At 61.1% G+C, this 19303-nt stretch carries 16 protein-coding genes; 3 read left to right on the top strand and 13 right to left on the bottom strand.

Annotation, left to right across the window (positions count from 1 at the left end; translation table 11 throughout):
* A partial coding sequence (locus J1D76_RS18530) for a transposase (RefSeq protein WP_421139722.1) occupies positions 1 to 278 on the bottom strand: 278 nt, incomplete at its 3' end.
* Positions 279 to 755: 477 nt separating this feature from the next.
* Between J1D76_RS18530 and J1D76_RS18525 the strand changes: the two genes are divergently transcribed.
* The gene (locus tag J1D76_RS18525) at positions 756 to 1277 is read left to right on the top strand and encodes a GNAT family N-acetyltransferase (RefSeq protein WP_421139721.1); all 522 of its coding nucleotides are present in this window, start codon (positions 756 to 758) and stop codon (positions 1275 to 1277) included.
* A 115-nt stretch (positions 1278 to 1392) separates the two neighbouring features.
* Positions 1393 to 1887: a hypothetical protein gene (locus tag J1D76_RS18520; protein ID WP_421139720.1), complete on the top strand. Its 495-nt coding sequence runs from the start codon at positions 1393 to 1395 to the stop codon at positions 1885 to 1887.
* Between the two features lie 120 nt (positions 1888 to 2007).
* Here the strand turns inward: J1D76_RS18520 and J1D76_RS18515 are convergent, their stop codons facing one another.
* From J1D76_RS18515 to J1D76_RS18460, 12 genes are all read right to left on the bottom strand, one after another.
* Positions 2008 to 4374: a tetratricopeptide repeat protein gene (locus J1D76_RS18515; RefSeq protein WP_421139719.1), complete on the bottom strand. Its 2367-nt coding sequence runs from the start codon at positions 4372 to 4374 to the stop codon at positions 2008 to 2010.
* Between the two features lie 174 nt (positions 4375 to 4548).
* The gene (locus J1D76_RS18510; RefSeq protein WP_421139718.1) at positions 4549 to 7062 is read right to left on the bottom strand and encodes a fused MFS/spermidine synthase; all 2514 of its coding nucleotides are present in this window, start codon (positions 7060 to 7062) and stop codon (positions 4549 to 4551) included.
* A 199-nt stretch (positions 7063 to 7261) separates the two neighbouring features.
* Positions 7262 to 8836, bottom strand: a complete 1575-nt coding sequence (locus J1D76_RS18505) for an arylsulfatase (RefSeq protein WP_421139717.1) — start codon at positions 8834 to 8836, stop codon at positions 7262 to 7264.
* Between the two features lie 72 nt (positions 8837 to 8908).
* Positions 8909 to 9937 (bottom strand): HAD family hydrolase, encoded by a 1029-nt coding sequence (locus J1D76_RS18500; protein ID WP_421139716.1) that lies wholly within the window; start codon positions 9935 to 9937, stop codon positions 8909 to 8911.
* Positions 9934 to 11352, bottom strand: coding sequence for a hypothetical protein (locus tag J1D76_RS18495; protein ID WP_421139715.1), 1419 nt, complete (start codon positions 11350 to 11352; stop codon positions 9934 to 9936). The genes J1D76_RS18500 and J1D76_RS18495 overlap by 4 nt, the downstream gene beginning before the upstream one ends.
* Entirely contained in the window at positions 11349 to 12929 is a 1581-nt protein-coding gene (locus J1D76_RS18490; protein WP_421139714.1) for a VWA domain-containing protein, read from the bottom strand. Before J1D76_RS18490 ends, J1D76_RS18495 begins: the two co-directional genes overlap by 4 nt.
* Positions 12929 to 13921 (bottom strand): vWA domain-containing protein, encoded by a 993-nt coding sequence (locus J1D76_RS18485; protein ID WP_421139713.1) that lies wholly within the window; start codon positions 13919 to 13921, stop codon positions 12929 to 12931. Before J1D76_RS18485 ends, J1D76_RS18490 begins: the two co-directional genes overlap by 1 nt.
* Positions 13908 to 14489: a DUF4381 domain-containing protein gene (locus J1D76_RS18480; protein ID WP_421139712.1), complete on the bottom strand. Its 582-nt coding sequence runs from the start codon at positions 14487 to 14489 to the stop codon at positions 13908 to 13910. The genes J1D76_RS18485 and J1D76_RS18480 overlap by 14 nt, the downstream gene beginning before the upstream one ends.
* Positions 14486 to 15430 (bottom strand): DUF58 domain-containing protein, encoded by a 945-nt coding sequence (locus J1D76_RS18475; RefSeq protein ID WP_421139711.1) that lies wholly within the window; start codon positions 15428 to 15430, stop codon positions 14486 to 14488. Before J1D76_RS18475 ends, J1D76_RS18480 begins: the two co-directional genes overlap by 4 nt.
* Entirely contained in the window at positions 15430 to 16410 is a 981-nt protein-coding gene (locus J1D76_RS18470; RefSeq protein WP_421139710.1) for an AAA family ATPase, read from the bottom strand. Before J1D76_RS18470 ends, J1D76_RS18475 begins: the two co-directional genes overlap by 1 nt.
* Before the next feature lie 8 nt (positions 16411 to 16418).
* Positions 16419 to 17366 carry a SphA family protein gene (locus J1D76_RS18465; RefSeq protein WP_421139709.1) on the bottom strand — a complete coding sequence of 316 codons (948 nt, stop codon included), beginning with the start codon at positions 17364 to 17366 and terminating at the stop codon, positions 16419 to 16421.
* Between the two features lie 593 nt (positions 17367 to 17959).
* Positions 17960 to 18385, bottom strand: a complete 426-nt coding sequence (locus tag J1D76_RS18460; RefSeq protein ID WP_421139708.1) for a YciI family protein — start codon at positions 18383 to 18385, stop codon at positions 17960 to 17962.
* A 397-nt stretch (positions 18386 to 18782) separates the two neighbouring features.
* Between J1D76_RS18460 and tpx the strand changes: the two genes are divergently transcribed.
* Positions 18783 to 19283 (top strand): thiol peroxidase, encoded by a 501-nt coding sequence (gene tpx / locus J1D76_RS18455; RefSeq protein ID WP_421139707.1) that lies wholly within the window; start codon positions 18783 to 18785, stop codon positions 19281 to 19283.
* Positions 19284 to 19303: the final 20 nt, after the last annotated feature.

Raw genomic sequence — 19303 nt, 5'->3', positions numbered from 1 at the left:
AGCACCTTGAGATGAGAGGGCAACTGCTTTTTTAGAACGTCATTCTCAGCTTCCAGTAATGCCAGTCTGGCCTGCAATGAATCGATCAGGTCTTGATCCTGCGGGCGAGTGCTCTGCGCCGCTCCTACCTGCTCCTTGCGCCATCGCAAAACCCAGCGACGCAGCGCCGTAGGTCCCACACCTGTCTGTTGGCATGCCTTGGGAATTGAGTACTTCATTTCCACGACCAAGCGCACAGCTTCCGCCTTCTCTTCGGCAGTAACGATCCGAAATCCCATGATGCTTCCTTAGGTTGATACTCCTACATCATGGTCCATAAATATTGAGCCACAACAGCTTGCCAGCGAAGAGGCCGGCACGTCCAACATCGATGGTGCCTGACACACCGCCTTCGCTGGCAAGCCAGCTCCTACACGGGATTGAGGCCAGACGCCGGTACCGTGAACACCCGCAAACCGGTAGGAGCGGGCTTGCCAGCGAAGAGGCCGGCATGTCCAGCATCGATGGTGCCTGACACACCGCCTTCGCTGGCAAGCCAGCTCCTACACGGGATTGAAGCCAGGCGCGGATACCGTGAACACCCCGAGACCTTTGTAGGAGCTGGCTTGCTAGCGAAGAGGCCGGAACGATCAGAAGTGATGTCGCCTGACACACCGCCTTCGCTGGCAAGCCAGCAGCTCCTTCAGTTGTTTTGGCTGTTGGCGTAAAGGCGTTATAGAGTAAACGGCCATGTCTGCTTCAAGGATGATTCACCCATGCCCATCACCGAACCCGCCATCACCCTCGAACGTTTCAATGATTCACACATTGAAGGCATCACCGCGCTCTACAACGACCCACAGATCGGGCGGCAAACCTTGCAAATGCCGTATCAATCCACGGAAATCTGGCGAAACCGCCTGGCCGTGGACAACGAACGGCTGGTGAAAATCGTAGCGCTGCATCAAGGCACGGTGATCGGCAATATTGGCCTGGAACAATATTCAAGGATTCGTCGCTGCCATGCCGGCAGTTTCGGCATGGGCGTTGCGCTGGCGTGGCAGGGCAAAGGCGTGGGTTCGAAGCTGCTGGCGACAGCGCTGGATATCGCCGACAACTGGATGAACCTGCAGCGCATCGAGCTTTCAGTGTTTGCCGACAATGAAGCAGCCATTGCCCTGTACCACAAGTTCGGCTTTGAAACCGAGGGCCTGTTGCGTGACTACGCCGTGCGCGACGGCGTGTTGGTAGACACCTTGAGCATGGCGCGCCTGCGCCGCACGCCCAGGGCCGGTTGAGTCAGTCGCCCAGGGCAAACGCCGGCCGTACCTCCCGGCTGTTAGTCGCGCAGGGGCGTCGCGCATCTGCCATGCTCACTGTCCGTAACACCGCTGCGACCAAAGGAACCCCGCAATGGACGATGTACAGCAACTGGGTGAAATGCTGCGCCACTACGCTGAAAGCGAAGCGCACAAGAAGCAGGTGTTCGAATCACAATCGGCCGTGTGGACGGCCTGTATCAGCGAACTGTTCGACCAGATCGTGCAGTGGCTGGAGCCGGTACTGGCGCCGAACCTGCTGGAAGTGAACCGCGAAGCCTATGTCGCTTCGGGCCCGAGCATTCCTGTCGAAACCTCGACGTTCAAGACCGAGAAACTGTCCATTGTGATTGCCGGCAGGCCAGTGGAGTTTGTCCCGGAAGTGATGGGGGCGGGCGGGCAGATTTCATTGGCGGTGATGGGCTTGACCGCTGCGCGTTTCGGCAGCGTCTCGCTGGTTTGCCAGCCGCCGTCCAATGGCTGGCAATGGCGCAAGACCAATGGGTTGAAAGACCCGGATGTGTTCCCGTTCGATGCGAACTTTTTAGCGCAGCAGTTGCAGGGGTTGATTCCGCGGGATCGGGGTTGAAACGCTGATCGAATGACTTCGTGATAGCGGGGAGGCTGATGGCCTCTTCGCTGGCAAGCCAGCTCCTACAAGGGGATCGGCGATCCGCTGTGGGAGCGAGCCCGCTCGCGAAGACCGACATCATTTCAGTGCCGGATCGCCCATGTTCATCTTTTTCCAGCCCTGCAACAGTACCTGCGCCTTGGGTTCATGGCCGTTGTCGAGGTAGTACTGGATCAGCGACAAACGCGCATTGCGATTGGACGGTTGCTCTTTGAGCAGCCGCTCCAGCTCCTCACACGCCTCATCAATTTTTCCGCTGTCATGCAACGCTACCGCCAGCACATAACCGAATTGGCCGCTCTGTGGTTCCAGTTGCGCGGCTTTTTGCAGGTATGGCATGGCCTGGGCGGCCTGGCCGGCACGAATCAAGGCCAGGCCCTGTGTGTGTTGCAGCAAGCCGGAGTCAGGATGGTCCTTGAGGCTTTGCGCCAACAAGCCATGACCTTCCTGACTGCGCCCATTGGCCTCCAGCCATTGCACCAGGGTCACCAGCGCCGGGTAGAAGTCCGGGTCGCGTTGCAGGGCGGTACGCAGAAAACCTTCGACTTCGCCGGTGCGGCCATCGGCCTGGTGCAGCATCGCCAGGTTCAGGTTGGCTTCGGCGCGCTCGGCCAGGCTCTTCTGCACCGCTTCGTATTCGCCGATGGCAGCGTTCCAGCGCTCCTGATCGGCGCCCAGGCCCGTGCGTGCCAGGCTGAGCAGGTCGCGGGCGACGGCGATGCGTACGGCCCGTACCGGGTCACTCAGCAACGGCGTGAACAACGGCGCACGCTCAGCCGGCGGCAGGAACGCACTGACCGCTCGCACCGCGCTCTCGCGCACCTGTGGTGCCGGGTTGGACAGGTCCTTGGTCGCCAGTTTCAACGCCTGTTCGCTCGGATAGGCCGGTAGTTCGGTGAGCAGCGTCGCCCGTTGAATTGCCGGCAGGTTGCTGCGCTGCAATTGCTCGAACAAGGCGTCGGCCGCACCGGCCTGGCCGTTGCGGATCAGCCACAGGCTTTCATCGTAGCGCGGCGCCTGCACGGCGCTGGCGCTGGCGGTGTTCCACAGCTTGAACTGCTCGGTGACCTTGTCGCCGGCCTTGCCCTGGTGACAGGTCAGGCAGGCATCCGGCGTCCCGAGTTTTTTCGCCCGCTCGGGGTTGGGGATGCTGAAGCTGTGGTCATGCCGGAAATCGTTGCCCATGTAGAACTTGCCGGGCATGTGGCAATCCACGCACTGCGAACCTGGCTGGCCCATGGTGTGGCGAGTGTGTTCGATGGAATCGTAGTTTTTCGCTTGCAGGCCCCGGCCGTCGACGCCTTCCACGGTGGTCTTGCCCGCGGTGTTGTGGCATTGCAGGCACACGCCATTGCCCGGCGCCTTCAGCTGCGTGCTGTGCGGGTTGTGGCAGTTGCTGCAGCGCACGCCCTTGTCGAACATCTTGCTTTGGGCAAAGGAGCCGTGTTCGAACACTTCATCCTTGATCTTGCCGTCCAGCGCGTACAGTTCACGGGTCAGCACGCTTGGCAAGTAGTCGTCCATCAGCCGTTTGCCGACTGTGTAACCGTCGTCCAGCGGGGCGCGGCGCGAGTGGCAGCGGGCGCAGGTTTCGATCTCGACGGTGGCGTTCTTGTCCTTGAGATCGACGGCGAACCCGGCGTGGATCAGGTCAGTCTTCTTCGCCGTCCATTCCAGGTGATTGGAGGCTGGGCCGTGGCAGGCCTGGCAGCCAACGCCGAGGCTGTTCCAGTGGCTGTCGAAGGTGTTTTTTGCCGCATCGAAATTGCGCTTGTAACCGGTGGTGTGGCACTCGACGCACATGAAGTTGGCGTTCTGGCTCGGTTTGCTCCAGTGCAGCGGGTTCTTGAAGGTCACGCCTTGGCCCGGATACAGGTGAAACCAGCGGTGTTTCTCGGTATCCCAGGCCACGCCGAGGGCTTGCAGCCGACCTTCGCCGACCTCGATCAAATATTGCTGCAACGGTGCGATGCCGAAGGTGTAGGCGACCTTGAAATCGGCATTCTTGCCGTCGATACCCGGCGTGTTGACCCAGAATTCGTCGCCCTTGCGCGCGAACACCGTGGTCTCTTTTTCGGCCTTGAAGGTGACATTGTTGAAGTCGCCGAGCATGGTCTCGGCGTTGGCTGGCTGCATTGCCAACTGGTGATGGGAGCCTTGCCAGTCCTTGACCTGCTCGCCGTGGCAGCCCTGGCATTGCTGCTCATCGACCATCTTGGCCGGCACCGCTGCAACCGCGACCGGTGGCGGTTTGATCGGTTGGACTGCCGAGGCACTGACCGCCACGGGCTTGGGCGGTGTCGGCGTGCTGCTCAGCAAAAACCAGCCAATGCCCGCCACGGCCAGCAGCAGGATGCCGATGATGACGGGGAACAGGTAACGGTTGATCAGGGTCGATTGCGAATCAGGGTTTGGCTGTGCAGCTTTGTTTTTATGTTTCGGCATTACGACTTCCATGGTCCAGGTGCGATTGCCGTCAGGCTGGGTGCAGCTTTGCCGGATGGCCGGCGTGTGTCAAATGACATTGTTTGTGCGGCGGATGGCCCCTTCGCGCAAGCCCGCTCCTACAGGAGGGATGCATACCCTTGTGGGAGCGAGCCTGCTCGCGAAAGCGATCTATCACTCCCCGACAAACCAGCGGTAATACGGATTCGCCGAATCCCAGCGCATCACCTCGCGCATATCCCGGGCCCAGGCATCACGGTCACCGTCATAGGCATGCAGGCTGGCCCGATAGAACTGCATCAGGCGTTGCTGCTGAGTGTTCATGCGCTCGATGAAGCCGTCGTCGGCATTCAACACGACGGGCGGCTGGTGCAGGTCGAGCAGGGCGGGTAGCACGCGGCTGATTTCGTTGGCGCGAACCCACGGTGCGTACTCGATCTTCGGCTGATCGTCGGTCACCGGTTGCGCGTCGCCAGCGAAACGTTCCAGCCCCGCACGGTCAGTCACCCAAGTAGCGAGCAACGCGGCGGCCGAACCGATGCCGACATCTTGCAAGGTGCTGCGTACGCTGTCCTGCTGGAAACGCGCGTTGATCTTCGCGGCGTCCAGTTCAATCGGCTCCATCGAACCCACCAGCAGCATCTCGTGGAACTCACTGCTCCACACGTTCGCGTAGGGGAACACGTCGAGGAAACTGCGCACCAATGAGCGTGAGTCGTCGATGTTCTGCGTCGGCAGCGGCAGCCATTGGGCGACCAGGCCCTGTTTCTGCAAGCGGCTGGCGGCCAATTGATAGAAGTCTCGCGAATACAGATTGACCACGCCGGCCGCGGACGGTGGCGGCGGTTCGAGGGTGATCAGGTCGTAGCGCTGCGGGTTGCGCAGCAGCTCCTGGCGACCGTCACGCAGGCGCACATCGACACCGGGGTCGGACGCAGCATTGAAATTGCCCTTGAACAACGGCGCAGCCTTGATCACCGAGGGCAGCAGTTCGGCGACCACGCGGTGTTCCAGGCCGGGGTAGCGGGTCAGGGCGCCGGCGGTAATGCCGGTTCCGAAACCGATCACCAGCGCCGAGCGCGGTTCACCGTTGTGGATCAACAGCGGCAGCAACGCCTGGATGCGCATGTAGCGTAACGACGGCATGGCGTCGCCGGTATTGGACACGCCCTGAATGTACAAACGCTGGAAGGTTCGTTCGCCCTTGCCCTGGGAAACCACGGCGACGGTGCCGCCACGGCCTTCTTCATAGAATGTCAGCGTGCCGTTGCGCGCCCCCGGCAGCAGGCTGGCGAGTTTGTTGACTGGGGTGAACACCGCGAGTGCCAGCGACACCAGGCCGATGGCAACCACCACCTGCCGCCGGCCTTTCTTCACGCCATGGCCTTTGCGCACGGCAAGGTAGGCAATGGCAGCGGCGATCAATGCCAGCAGGCCCAATGTCCGTACCAGCCCGAGCATCGGGATCAGGACAAAACCGCAGAGCATCACGCCGATGATCCCGCCCAGGGTATTGAAGGCGACGACTTGGCCGACATGGCGCCCGACCTGTTCGCCGCCGACGCTCAGGCGCAGGGCCAACGGGAACGCAGCGCCCAGCAGCAGGGTAGGGACGAACACGATGCTCAGCGCGGCAACGGCAAAGCGCGTGCTCATGCCGGCCAGTTCACTGCCACCCGCTGACAACACCCAGCTTTCCGCCAGGGTTTGCGCCAGCACCAGCCAGCGTCCGAGCAACGCCACTTCCAGCAAGGCAATCGCCCCGGCCCCGACGATCAGCAAACCGAACACGCCCCAGGGATCGCGCAGGCGATCGACCCGGCGGGCCAGCAGCAGGCTGCCCAGGAACAACCCGGTGAGGTAAGTCGCGAGCACCACGGCAAAGGCGTAAGTGCGGGTGCTCATGAACTGCACGATCGATTGCGACCACACCACTTCGTAGCCCAGGGCCACGCCGCCGGCAATCGAGTACAGCCACAGGGCCAGGCGATCCGGGGCTTTTTCGCTGTGATGTTTGATCGGCGCATCAACAGGTGCCACGTGCTGGCGCTGCAACCACAAGGCGCCTGCGGCGGCCAGCAGGTTGAGCATCGCGGCGGCCAGTGCGCTGCCGCGCACGCCAAGGGTGGCGATCAGCAGGAACGCGGCGAGCAGGGTGCCGGCGATGGCCCCGGCGGTGTTCGCCGCATACAACTGGCCGCCAGCCTTGCCCAGGTGCTGTGGGTCGGCGGCGAGCGAGCGAACCAGCACCGGCAGGGTGCCACCCATCAGCAGCGCGGGAATGCCCACCAGCGCGAAGGGCAACACCCAGGCAACCAACCCGACGTGTTCTTCCAGCCAGGCAAACGGGCTGGCCGCCAGGCTCATGGTGAAGGTCGCACCAACACCCAGTACCGCCACCAGCACTTCCAGTCCGGCATACAGCAGAACCGGTTGCTGCAGTCGATCCGCCCAGCGGCCGAACAGCAAGCCGCCCAAGGCCAGCCCGGCGAAAAACGCGCTGATCCCGGTGGTGATGGCATAGACCTCGACGCCGACCACCAACGACAGCTGTTTGATCCACAGCACCTGGTACACCAGTGCTGCGGCACCGGAGACAAACAGCAACAGGGCAGGGACCAACAACGCCGGGGAGGCGACTTGAGGGGCAGGTATGGCCGACGACTTGCTGGCGACACGTGAGGTCATGGATCTGTTGCCTTGCGCAAAATTCGAATTCAACACAAACCCTTTGTAGGAGCTGGCTTGCCAGCGAAAGCGGTGGCTCAGGCAAAGCTTTGTTGACCTTGATGCCGCCTTCGCTGGCAAGCCAGCTCCTACAGAAGAATGTGTTCGCATGCAAAAATAAGTCCGCTCGCCGGTGAGGGCGAGCGGCGGTCAAGCGGTCTTATTTAGCGTTTTTCATTTTTTCTGCGATTTTCGCATCCACCGCTTCGCGGATCTGGTCGATGCTGAAGCTCGCCGGACGTTGGCTTGGTGGATAGTCGACAAAGGTCTGCAGGAATTTCGCAGCTCTGCGGGTACCGTCGAAGATCAGATAGTCGTTTTTGGTCAGCCAATCATAATATTGGTCAGACACGACGTCGGCACGCTCGTAGGGGTCCATGCGCAGGTTGAACATTTTTGGCACACGCAGGCAGACGAACGGTTCGCTCCACACCTTCAGGCCACCAGGCGCACGCTGCTCACAGAAGACGATTTTCCAATCGTTGAAGCGCATGCCCACCAGAACACCGTCATCGTTGAAGTAGTAGAACTCGTCACGTGCACTCTTGGCGCTTTTACCGGTCAGGTAATCCAGCTGGTTGAAGCCGTCCAGATGCACTTTGAAGTTCTTCCCACCGACATCAGCCCCTTTGAGCAGGCGGTCCTTAATGTCGGTATCGCCTACCGCGGCCAGCAATGTCGGGAACCAGTCCAGCCCGGAGACCATCTGGGTAGACACTTCACCTGGTTTGATCTTGCCTGGCCAGCGAATCATCGCCGGAACCCGGTAAGCGCCTTCCCAGTTGGAGTTTTTCTCGTTGCGGAACGGCGTAGTCGCAGCGTCCGGCCACGACCATTGGTTAGGGCCGTTGTCGGTGGTGTAGACCACGATCGTGTTGTCGGTGAGCTTCAGGTCATCCAGTGTTTTCAGCAGTTTGCCAACGTCACCGTCATGCTCGATCATGCCGTCGGCATATTCGTTGCCGACCATGCCGCTTTGGCCTTGCATGGATTCGCGCACGTGGGTGAATGCATGCATGCGGGTGGTGTTCATCCAGACGAAGAACGGTTTGTCCGCCTTGGCCTGTTTCTCGATAAACGCCTGAGCGGCTGCGGTGGTTTCGTCGTCAATGGTTTCCATGCGTTTTTTGGTCAATGCGCCGGTGTCCTCGATCTTGCCGTCGGCAAAACTGTGGATCACGCCACGCGGAGAGGCTGCCTTGACGAATTCAGCATCATCCTTGGGCCAGTAGGGACGCTCTGGCTCCTCTTCGGCATTGAGGTGGTAGAGGTTACCGAAGAACTCGTCAAAGCCGTGGTTGGTGGGCAGGTATTCGTCTTTGTCCCCCAAGTGGTTTTTGCCGAATTGGCCCGTTGCATAGCCTTGGGCCTTCAGTGCCTGGGCAATAGTCACGTCTCTTGCCTGCAGCCCGACCGGCACGCCTGGCATACCCACTTTGGACAGCCCGGTACGCAGTGGCGTCTGCCCGGTGATGAAGGACGACCGGCCCGCGGTGCAGCTGTTCTCCGCATAGTAGTCGGTGAACATCATGCCTTCTTTGGCAATCCGGTCGATGTTCGGGGTCTTGTAGCCAACCACGCCCATCGAGTAGGCGCTGATATTGGTCTGGCCTATGTCATCGCCGAAGATCACCAGGATGTTTGGCTTCTCAGCGGCCCCGGCGGTTGCCGAAAAGGCCATGACCGTTGTCGCCACCAGGGCGAGTTTCGGTATCCACTTACGTATGCGAGTCATCTGACTGGCTCCTTATGCTTACTTGCGTCGCGTACGGCGACAAACGTTTATTGCGGTCCTGCGTTACGTCTTTTATTGCACTTGCTCGGGTGTGGCGGCATCGAACGGATAGATCCGGCGCCATTCGGCGGCCATGTCCACGATAGTCCAGCCACGTTTGTTTGCTTCATCCAGGGCTTTGTCCAGGCGACCGATCTGCGACTGCCGGTCGTATGCCCATTCGCGTTTGGCGTCGGTGTGATGCACCAGGCCCATGAATCGTTTGCCGGAACCGGCAGCGGTCCACTGGAGCATTTGCAAGTCACCGTCGGAGTTGCCGAAGGCGAGGATCGGTCGTTTGCCGATCACCGCGTCGATGCTTTCCGGTTTGCCAGGGCCATCATCGTTATGCGCCAGTTTTGGTGTGCGCAGGATCGACGCCTGGCCATCCTTGAACTGGAACGCCGTGACGAAGGTGGTGCCGATCACCTGCTCTGGCGGGACGCCGTAAACCTTTTCAGCGAAGGCGCGCATGAACCCGGTGTCACCACCTGAGACGATGTAGGTCTTGAAGTCCTGGCTGCGCAGGTAATCGAGCAATTCCAGCATCGGCTGGAAGATCATTTCGGTGTACGGCTTGCCGGTTTTCGGATGACGGGCCTGGCTCAGCCAGGTCTTGGCGTAATCGTCGAAAGCTTCGGTGCTCATGCCGGAGTGGGTCACGGCGACGATTTTCAGCAAGCCGTCCATGCCGGCGGCGGCCAGCGCCTTGTGATCGTTTTCCAGTACAGCCTTGAACGGCTGGGTGGTTTTCCATTCCGGGTGCTGGGGCGCCGTGCGCTTGACTTCGTCGAGGGCGAACAGCAACTCGAAGTACATCGGTTGCTCGCTCCACAGCGTGCCGTCGTTATCGAACACGGCGATGCGGTCTTCGGGTTTGACGAAGTCCTTGCTGGTTTGATCAGTGACGGTCTGCACGAACTCGATGATCTGCTTTTTCGACGCTCCATCGTTCCATGAGGGCAGCGGCTCGGCCGCCTGCACCAGCAACGGCAGGCTCAACGCCAGCGTCAGTAGGAAGCTGAATGCCCGATGATGGCGCAGCGATATCGAATTCGTCATGGGAAATCCTTCTCGTGAACGGGGTTGAGTGGATGCAGTGCAGCAGCGACTGATTCCCTGTTGCGCTCGGCCTGACTATGTAGCGTAGACAAGGATTCCTTGATTCGGCGCAGCGCTTGATCTTTGCTCGGCTCTCGCCCGTAACAGGCGCGCAGGAACGTTTGCAGGCGCGGGCCGAGGCCTGTCAGTTTCAGGCCGCGGCGGCTGCGTCGGGTCCACAGGTAAAGGGCGCTGAGTTGCGCGGGCTGGCCTTCAATCTGTGCCGGTATCTGGCGCCAGGCATAGTCGGCAGACTCGAGCCACGCGGCGTGTCGGGCGAGGCGTCGGGCTTGCCACTTGAGGTACACGCGACGTACGAGCGGGCGGATGAACCAGCCAAGTGCCACTATCCCCAACAGCAGTGCGCCAAAGGCGAACCCATGCGCGGGCAAGTGCAGGCGATTGTTCTGACCGAGTTTTTTCAGGTCCTCGGCGATTGAAAACACCGGTTTGTAGGCAGCATTGGCCGCGGCCTCGAAAGTGATGGCGGGCACGCTGACAGTGCGAGCTTTCTGATTGCTGGCATCCCACCATTTCACCTCGATGGCTGGCAGGCTGTAGTGGCCTTGCTGGTCGATGCGGTAGGTGACGCTGTCGATGCGCTGGCCACCGGTAAAACCGCCACGGCTGTCGGTCAGATTGCCGACCTGTGGGGCTTTCGGGTAGCGGCTGAGGCCATTGATCTCGCCCAGGGTTGGCGTCGGCAAGGACATCCCCAGAGCGCCGTCGGCCTGCAGGGTCAGCTCTCGGGTAATGCTGTCGCCGACCTTCAAGGGCGTGGCCGAATTAATGGTCTTCTGGGTCAAGCGCAGCGCTTGGGCCACCAGTACCGGCTCGCCGGACGCGAACCCTGGTGGTTGGGTTGCGCTGAAATGCAGCGGCTGGCTCTGGGCACTAATCGCAGTGGTTGCCTGACCGGGCGTGGCCCGCACGGTCAGCGCGGGAATGTCGAAACCCTGGGCCAGGTTCGGCGCGATCAGGTAGCTGTAGCGCAGGCCGCTGAACGACTTGCCGTCGATCGTCTGGTTCAGGTGGACGGCGTGGCCGTCTGGTGGCATTACCAGTGCACCGGGTAACTTCAGGTCGGGCAGGGTGGGAGCGTCGGTGAACCAGGTGTCGGTGACGACGTCCAGTTGCAGTTCGACCAGGCTGCCGACCATGACGGACTCGGCGGGTTGCAGGCTGGCGCTGACGCGCAATTCGGGTTCGGCGGCGAGGGTGGCGGTGCTGATCAGGCAAAGGAGCAAGGTGCCGATTGCGGTGGTGGATGAGCGATTGCTATCGCGAGCAGGCTCGCTCCTGCAGGGGGCACACAAATCCACTGTAGGAGTGAGCCTGCTCGCGAAGGCCGCAACTCGGGTTTTCAGGTTGGTCATGGCTTGGCCCCCGCCTGATCCTGCAAGCTGAACTTCTGCTTGAGGAATTTCGCCGGCGACGTGGTCAGGTTCTGCAACCATTGCTCATCCGACGCCGCTTGTTGGGTCTGGACCTTTTTGCTTTGGCCTTTGCCCGGCGCCTTGTCCATCTTGATCTCGTCGGGTTTGACGTGTGGGGTGTTTTTCTCGGCGCTTTCGGTGTCTTTCTGCAAGGCAATGGCCAGCGCCAGGTTGGCCGTGGCTTCCGGGAACTGCGGCTGCAACTTCAACGCTTGCTGATAGGCCGCGATGGCCTGATCGAACTTGAATCGCCGCACATAAATATTGCCCAGGTAGAAATACGCCTGCGGCGTGTCCAGGCGCGCGAAGCTGGCGAGTGCCAGGTCGAAATCGGCCGCGTTGTAAGCAGCCACGCCTTTCCAGTACGGGTCGACAAACAGCGCTGCCGCCTGCGGGTAGTGTTCGTGCTCGAAGGCCCAGCGACCTTGCTGGTCGCGGGTAAAAAAGGCATCGGTCAGTGCGTTGGCCTGGGCCGGTGCCGGTTGCAGCCCCAAACCCACCGCCAGCACCAAGCCGGCCATCCAGTTCAGGCTCCAGCCTTTGCGCACGCTGAAGAAAGCCAGCAACAGCAACGGCCAGCAGAGCCAGTAACCGGCGTCTTTCCAGTGCAGTTCGCGCTGTTCGTCGCTGGCCGACTGGAAGTGCTGTTCGGCGTGCAGCTCGATCCAGTCCAGATCGTCATCGTTGAGGGTCAGGCTGCCCAGCGGAGCATCCAGTGCTGATGCAAGTTGCTTGAGGGCATCCTGATCGAAGCTGCCGAGTTGCGGTCGACCGTTGCTGTCGATGCGTGGCTGGCCGTTCGCATCGCGGATGATCCCGCCGTCGGCACTGCCGGCTGCCAAAATTAATACTTGCAACTCACTGTCGGCCAGTTGCTTGTCGAGCCCGGCCAGTGACGACGTGTCCGCACCATCGGTGATCAGTAAGAGGGTGCCGGGTGTTTTTTCGGCGGCGAGCAGGCGCTTGGCCTGCTCGATGACTGCACCCACATTTTTCCCCGGTTTGTTGATCAGGTCGGTGCTCAGGGCCTGGATAAACGTGTCGAGCAAGGCGGGGTCGTCGGTGGCGGGCAAGACCAGGTGCGCGCTCCCGGCATAGGCAATCAAGGCATTGCGCGAACCGGCGCGGCGCTGGATCAGGTCGTGAAGTTTGTGCTTGAGCGCCTCCAGGCGGCTCGGTGGCACATCGTTGGCGTCCATCGACGGCGACAGATCGACCGCGACAATCAGCGGCGCACGGTTCTCCAGAAAGTCCGGGCGATCCTGTTCCCAAGTCGGGCCGGCGGCGGCGATGGCACCGAGGACCAGCAGCGCGCACACCAGATGCACCGGGCGCAAGCGATGCGAGTCTTGGGGGGTAATCAGCAGGTGCGGCAGCAAGTGCGCGGCGATGTTGCTGCGCAGGCGTCGTTGCAGGTCCTGATTGTGTCGCCATAGCCAAGGCAGCAGGGCGCCGAATACCGCGAGCAACAGCCACACCGGGCGCAGGAAATGGAAGTCGCTGAGGTTGATGTCCATCAGGCCTCCTGCCGTTGACGGGCGAGCATCAGGCGCGGAATCAGCAGGGCGCCCAAGTGATAAATCGCGAGCAGGGCGATGGCCGCGCCCAGTGGCCACCAGAACAGATCGCGCTTGGGCTGGTGGCTGAGGGTTTTCACCTGATGCGGGGTGAGGGTGTCCAGGGTGCTGTAGACCTGGTCCAGCGCAGTGCGGTCTTCGGCGCGGAAGAAACGCCCGCCGGTGGCTTCGGAAATGGCCTTCAGACCTTGCAGGTTGACCTTGGCTTCGCCCTCGGCATTTGGGTCGCCGATGCCGATGGTGTGGATCACCACGCCTTTGGCCGCGGCCATCTCGGCCGCGTGATCCGGGGTGATGGCGCTGCTGGTGTCGTTGCCGTCGGTGAGCAGGATCAGCACTTTTTCCTGCTCGTGGGCCTGGTCCAGCAGTTTGAGGCTCAGGCCGATGGCGTCGCCGATGGCCGTGTTGGGGCCGGCCATGCCGATGCCGGTGTCGTCCAGCAACAGTGACAGGCTGGCGTGGTCGAGGGTCAAGGGCGCCTGCGGATAGGCGCCGGTACCGAATACGATCAGGCCGATTCGATCTTCTTTGCGCTTGTCGATAAACCCGTGCACGACGTCCTTGACCGCGGCCAGACGGTTGATTTTCTGGCCGTTGGCATCGGTGAAATCGGTGGTTTCCATCGACTGGGAGATGTCGATGGCCAGCATCAGGTCACGCACCGGCTGCTGGCGCTCAATGGGTTTTTCCACCAGCACCGGTCGACTCGCCGCCACTAGCACCAGTGCCCACACCAGCAGGTTCAGGAACAATTGCCAGCGGTTGCTGCGGGTGCCAGCCTGACTCGGCGATTGGCCGACCGCACGGCTCATCGCGCCGAAAAACGGCACGCGCACGGCGCTGCGGGCCTCGCGGTAATCGGCGAGGTAGCGATAGCCGAACCACGGTAGCGGCAGCAGGACCAACAACCAGGGGTAATCAAGCTGCCACATGATGACGCTCCACCCAGGTTTTGCAGGTGCTGAATAGTTGTTGGCGCTGTTCGCTCGGCATGGCTCGCAATAGGGCGTCAGGCGCGTAGGCCAGGCGCGCCAATTGCTGGCTGAAGTCGGCGGGCAACGACTGCTTGCTGTGCCGCTGCAAAAACGCCTGCCAATCCTCATTTCCCAGTGCCTCGGGACCTTGTAGGCGCTGGCTTGCCAGCGAAGGCGTCCTGTCAGTCGACTTCCATTTTGAATGTAAGGGCCTCTTCGCTGGCAAGCCGGCTCCTACAGGTTTGGTGATTGGCATGGAGATCGCCACGCGCTTGAGTAACTCAGGAAGCTCACGCAACGCATTCAGGTCATTGCTGCGTCGTTGCAACTCCTCCAGTCGCACCAACGCCTCGCGTCGATAGCGATCGCGCCGCCACTGCCAATACCGCCGTGCAGCGACCACCAGCAGCGTCACGATCAGCAGCGCCAGCAATGCCCACCAACCCCAGGTTTGCGGTGCGTAACTGACCGGTGCCGGCAGGGCCATTTCCTTGAGTTGGTCGATGCTCGGGATCGCGGGGTTCATCGGCGTCCCCCGGCGAGCTTGCCGAGTTCGGCACGCAGTTGTTCATGGGCCTCGAGGGCGGTGCTGAACATCATCAACGGCACCTGGCTGCGGCGCAGCAAGGTGGCGACGTCCTTGAGCCGGCCACTGAGAAAATCGCCAAGCGGCTGGTGCACCTGTTGCCGGTCTACCGCCAACTCCACCTGCAATTGTCCCTGGGTGACCAGCACGCGGCCGTTCTTCGGCAGGTTCAGCGCCAGCGGGTCGTAGACCTGCATGGCAATCACGTCGTTGTGCGCCGTCAGTTGCCGCATTAGTTGCAAGGTGCGTTCGCCCGCTCCGGCGAAGTCGCTGACGATGCAGATCAGGTGATCGTGACCGGCGACGGCCAGGCAATGCTGCAACACCTTGTCGAGCTGGTCTTCGCCTTCGGCGTCCGGGTTGGCCGCGTTGAGGGCCTGGTTCTGCTGGGCGATGCGGCTGCACAGTGCCTCGATGCGCTTGCGACTGCGCAGCGGGGCGATGCTCTCGATGCATTGATCGTTGAATACTAGGCCGCCGACGCGGTCACCGGCGTTGAACACCATCCATGCCGCCAGGGCGCCGAGTTCGGCAGCGACGGCGGATTTGAAACTGCGTTGCGAGCCGAAAAACATCGACATGCGCTGGTCGACGAGGATCAGCGCCGGGCGGTCGCGCTCTTCGGTGAATGTCCGTACCACCGGTTTGCCGGTGCGCAGGGAGGCGCGCCAGTCCAGGTGACGCAAATCGTCCCCCGGCTGATAACGGCGCAGCTCATCGAAGTTGAGGCCACGGCCACGCAAACGCGAGGCGTGGTTGCCGGCGAGGATGCTGCCTTGTGGCTGGCGCGCCAGAAAACTCAGGTCACGGGCCTTGAACTCCAAGGCCATCAACTGCGCCAGAGAGACATACACCAGGCCGTCGACGCTGTTCATGGTCATCAGGCCGGGATCGCCACTTTATCGAGCAGACGGTCGAGCACTTGATCGGCACTCACGCCATCGGCCACCGCGTCGTAGCTCAGTTGCAGGCGATGGCGCAGCACCGGGTGCACCACGGCGCGAACGTTATCGGGCGAAACGAAATCCTGGCCTTGCAACCAGGCGTCGGCGCGGGCGCAGCGATCCAGGCCGATGCCGCCACGGGGGCTGGCACCGATGCTGATCCAGCGACCGAGGTCGGCGTCGTAGTCGGCCGGGTGGCGGGTGGCGTTGATCAGGTCGATCAGGTAGCGGTCGATGGCGGGGGAGACGTGCACGGCGCTGACTTCTCGGCGCGCGGCGAACACCACGTCCTGCGACAACGAGAAGCCTTGCACGGCAGCGGTTTTGGCACCCAGGGCCTGTTCCTCTTCGCGCAACAGGCGCAGCACCTGGCTTTCGTTTTCCGCGCTCGGGTAATCGAGCAGCACCTTCATCAGGAAACGGTCCATCTGCGCTTCCGGCAGCGGGTACGTGCCTTCCTGTTCGATCGGGTTCTGGGTGGCGACCACGATGAACAGTTCCGGCAACGGATGGCTGTTGCCGGCCACGGTGATCTGGCGTTCTTCCATGGCTTCAAGCAACGCGGCCTGGACCTTGGCTGGCGCACGGTTGATTTCGTCCGCCAGGATCAAGTTGCCGAACAGCGGGCCGGGCTGGAAACGGATTTCATTCTTGCCTTCTACCTGGTGCAGCACCTCGGCGCCGGTGATGTCTGAGGGCAGCAAGTCCGGGGTGAACTGGATGCGGCTCATCTTCGCGTCCAGGTGCTTGGCCAGTGACTTGACGGTGCGGGTCTTGGCCAGGCCCGGCAAGCTTTCAAGCAGCAAGTGCCCATTGGCGAGCAAGCCGACGAGCATCTGCCGAATCACTTGATCCTGCCCGAGCACCGCTTCGGCGATGCTGGCTTGCAGGGCGTTGAGGTCGTTGAGTGCGCTCATGCGGTCTCCTAGAAAAACGCCAAAGTCATGTTGGCGCTGATGCCGTTGCCTTCAGGGCGGTTCTTGGTGTCGAACTCCGGCACCCAACGCAAGTTGAAGTTGGCCTGCGCGTCGGCGAACTTGCCGGTCCAGCCCATGGTCGGCCCGGCACCCACGGAACGTCCACGGAAGCCGCTGTCGGCGCCCGACCCCGAGTCATCGGTGACTTGCTGGATGTAACCGGCGGCGATCCCGGCGTTCCAGCCGTTACCAAAGCCGTGGGTCCACAGTGCATCGAGGGTATAGATGTTGCCGTTGCGATAATCGGTGGTGTCGTTCTCGGTGTAGAACTCCAGTCCGCTCGACAGAGTGAATTCACCGCCCTTGCCGTCCAGGTGGGTGAACGCCACGGTCGGCATGAAGGTGTAGGTGTTCTGTCCGGGGTTGGCCAGGCGGTTGTCGTTGTAGGCGCCGGTCGGCAGGTAGATCGGCAGCGAGAACGCGATGTGGTTGAGCTCGTCGAAGTGGTAGCCGGCAGCAATCGGCGTAACCAGCATGTCGGCGAACTGGGTGCCCGTGTCCGAGGAGCCCAGTGTTCGGCCGCGAGGGCCGGTGATGTTGGCCGAGATGTCGGTGTACTGCACGGGCACGCCGACAGCGGATGCGTAATTCCAGCGACCCTTGCCGGTGTCCCAGACATGGGTGAAGTTGGCCATGGTGTAGGAAACCTTCATGTCCACCCCGGTACTGACCGCGCCAACCAACGGCACCTGGGCGTTACCCTTCAGGTCGCCGTCGTACCAGATGCTGGTCAGGGACATGACCCAGCCGGGCTCCGGCGGCACGATCCCGGCATCGGAAAACACCTGCTGGCCGGTGATCGGCCGTCCGACACCGCCCTCGGCCGCCAGGACCAACGAACTGCTGCTGACCATGCACAGCGCCAACAGCGGGCGCACTACTAATGGCCTGATCATGAGTGACTCCACTTGTTTTTTGTTTGTAGGGGGTCGATGGCGGCCATTGCCATAGGCGCGGGGCGATCGCTTGCCGAACACCTTGAAAGAATTGGGGAAACAGCTGTTGGGGGCAGTGGAGCGCAGGAACGGAGGGTGCGGACATCGGGGCGATAAAGTGTTCCCCCGACGTAAAAAACAGGCGCATGCGAAGTCGCCAAAAGAAAGGCGCGCATCTGCGTATTATTCGACATGATTCCCCCGATTCCCTGGTGGCTCATTTTGGGCACTCGGCCCTTATATTTGGCCGTTACTGCGTAATCCTTTTCTGAACGAGCCGTAGGACGCGTCAGATGAAGTTAGCATCTAACCACGAGTTAGCCAGTCGAATGAATTAATTCTTTGGTTTTGTGTGCAGCTTCTCGTTGTTTTTGTGTACTGGAAAGTTAATGCGAAACAAGCGCTTGCCCGAACAAGTTAAGTGACCATCGAGTCAATGTAGGAGCGAGCCTGTTCGCGAAGGCGGTCAGTCAGTCAATATAGGTGTTGAATGTGACGACCTCTTCGCGAGCAGGCTCGCTCCCACAGAAAACCGAAGCCATAGCCAGTCAAGCTCAGTTCTTCTTCGCCTGCTCCCACACCCGCTCTTCCTGCTCGCGCAGTTCAGGTGTGAACTCGGCACCAAAATCTTCGGCTTCGAACACCTGGCGAATCTCGATCTCGGCCTCGGTGCCCGGCATCGGGTTGGGGCAGCGCTTGACCCACTCGATGGCTTCTTCCCGGGACTTCACCTTCCACAACCAGAAACCGGCAATCAGCTCCTTGGTTTCGATGAAAGGGCCGTCGATGACCGAGCGCTGATTGCCTGAAAATTTCACTCGAGCGCCTTTGCTGCTCGGGTGCAGGCCTTCGCCCGCCAGCATGATGCCGGCCTTGACCAGTTCTTCGTTGTAGTTGCCCATGGCGGTCAACAGTTCCTGGCTGGGCATAACCCCGGCTTCGGAATCCGCGCTGGCCTTGATGATGATCATGAATCGCATGGTCTCGTCTCCGTTGCAGTTGAGTGGTTCGATTTATAGTCGAACGACGGTGGCGCAATTCGACAGGGTTGTTAGCAAAAATTTGCGTCGATGACAGGACCTGTACCTTTCGTCATGAACACCGGTTTACGGCGGGTGAGGGCGTACTCTGTAATTACGTACGCCCACCCACCTGTAGGCGTGAGCCTGCTCGCGATAGCGTCAGACCCGTCACCTGCAATGTTGACTGACATTTCGCTTTCGCGAGCAGGCTTGCTCCTACAGTTTTGTAGGTTGTATCCAGTTGTGCGCACTGACACATGACAATTTATGTTTGACCATAGGTCACCGGACCATTTCGTGGTTAACTTCGGCCTCGTCAAAATTCTCCACCACAACGTTCAGAAGGACTCCGTTCATGGCTCAAGTCACTCTTAAAGGCAACCCGGTTCAAGTCAACGGCCAACTGCCACAAGCCGGTTCCAAGGCGCCAGCCTTTTCCCTGGTTGCCGGCAATCTGTCCGACGTCACCCTGAAAGACTTTGCCGGCAAGCGCAAAGTGCTGAACATCTTCCCAAGCGTTGACACCCCGACCTGCGCGACCTCGGTACGCAAGTTCAACGCCCAGGCCAACGACGTGGCCAACACCGTCGTGCTGTGTATCTCCGCTGACCTGCCGTTCGCCCAGGCCCGTTTCTGCGGCGCCGAAGGCCTGGAAAACGTACAGAACCTGTCGACCCTGCGCGGTGCCGAGTTCATCCAGAACTACGGCGTGGCCATTGCGGATGGCCCGCTCAAAGGCCTGACGGCTCGCGCCGTTGTGGTGCTGGACGAAAACGACAATGTGCTGCACAGCGAACTGGTTGGCGAAATCGCTGACGAGCCGAACTATGAAGCGGCTCTGGCCGTTCTCAAGTAAGGCAGCTTTACAATGTTTAA

Source organism: Pseudomonas sp. NFX15 (assembly GCF_049132105.1).
Lineage (GTDB): Bacteria > Pseudomonadota > Gammaproteobacteria > Pseudomonadales > Pseudomonadaceae > Aquipseudomonas.
The sequence above is the reverse complement of the archived record's forward strand: the minus strand, read 5'-3'. Positions and strand labels throughout refer to the sequence as shown.

What these genes read in the sequence shown, in the direction of transcription:
- J1D76_RS18525 (WP_421139721.1), top strand. Translation starts at nt 756, where the DNA reads ATGCCCATCACCGAACCCGCCATCACCCTCGAACGTTTCAATGATTCA.
- J1D76_RS18520 (WP_421139720.1), top strand. Translation starts at nt 1,393, where the DNA reads ATGGACGATGTACAGCAACTGGGTGAAATGCTGCGCCACTACGCTGAA.
- J1D76_RS18515 (WP_421139719.1), bottom strand. Translation starts at nt 4,374, where the DNA reads ATGCCGAAACATAAAAACAAAGCTGCACAGCCAAACCCTGATTCGCAA.
- J1D76_RS18510 (WP_421139718.1), bottom strand. Translation starts at nt 7,062, where the DNA reads ATGACCTCACGTGTCGCCAGCAAGTCGTCGGCCATACCTGCCCCTCAA.
- J1D76_RS18505 (WP_421139717.1), bottom strand. Translation starts at nt 8,836, where the DNA reads ATGACTCGCATACGTAAGTGGATACCGAAACTCGCCCTGGTGGCGACA.
- J1D76_RS18500 (WP_421139716.1), bottom strand. Translation starts at nt 9,937, where the DNA reads ATGACGAATTCGATATCGCTGCGCCATCATCGGGCATTCAGCTTCCTA.
- J1D76_RS18495 (WP_421139715.1), bottom strand. Translation starts at nt 11,352, where the DNA reads ATGACCAACCTGAAAACCCGAGTTGCGGCCTTCGCGAGCAGGCTCACT.
- J1D76_RS18490 (WP_421139714.1), bottom strand. Translation starts at nt 12,929, where the DNA reads ATGGACATCAACCTCAGCGACTTCCATTTCCTGCGCCCGGTGTGGCTG.
- J1D76_RS18485 (WP_421139713.1), bottom strand. Translation starts at nt 13,921, where the DNA reads ATGTGGCAGCTTGATTACCCCTGGTTGTTGGTCCTGCTGCCGCTACCG.
- J1D76_RS18480 (WP_421139712.1), bottom strand. Translation starts at nt 14,489, where the DNA reads ATGAACCCCGCGATCCCGAGCATCGACCAACTCAAGGAAATGGCCCTG.
- J1D76_RS18475 (WP_421139711.1), bottom strand. Translation starts at nt 15,430, where the DNA reads ATGACCATGAACAGCGTCGACGGCCTGGTGTATGTCTCTCTGGCGCAG.
- J1D76_RS18470 (WP_421139710.1), bottom strand. Translation starts at nt 16,410, where the DNA reads ATGAGCGCACTCAACGACCTCAACGCCCTGCAAGCCAGCATCGCCGAA.
- J1D76_RS18465 (WP_421139709.1), bottom strand. Translation starts at nt 17,366, where the DNA reads ATGATCAGGCCATTAGTAGTGCGCCCGCTGTTGGCGCTGTGCATGGTC.
- J1D76_RS18460 (WP_421139708.1), bottom strand. Translation starts at nt 18,385, where the DNA reads ATGCGATTCATGATCATCATCAAGGCCAGCGCGGATTCCGAAGCCGGG.
- tpx (WP_421139707.1), top strand. Translation starts at nt 18,783, where the DNA reads ATGGCTCAAGTCACTCTTAAAGGCAACCCGGTTCAAGTCAACGGCCAA.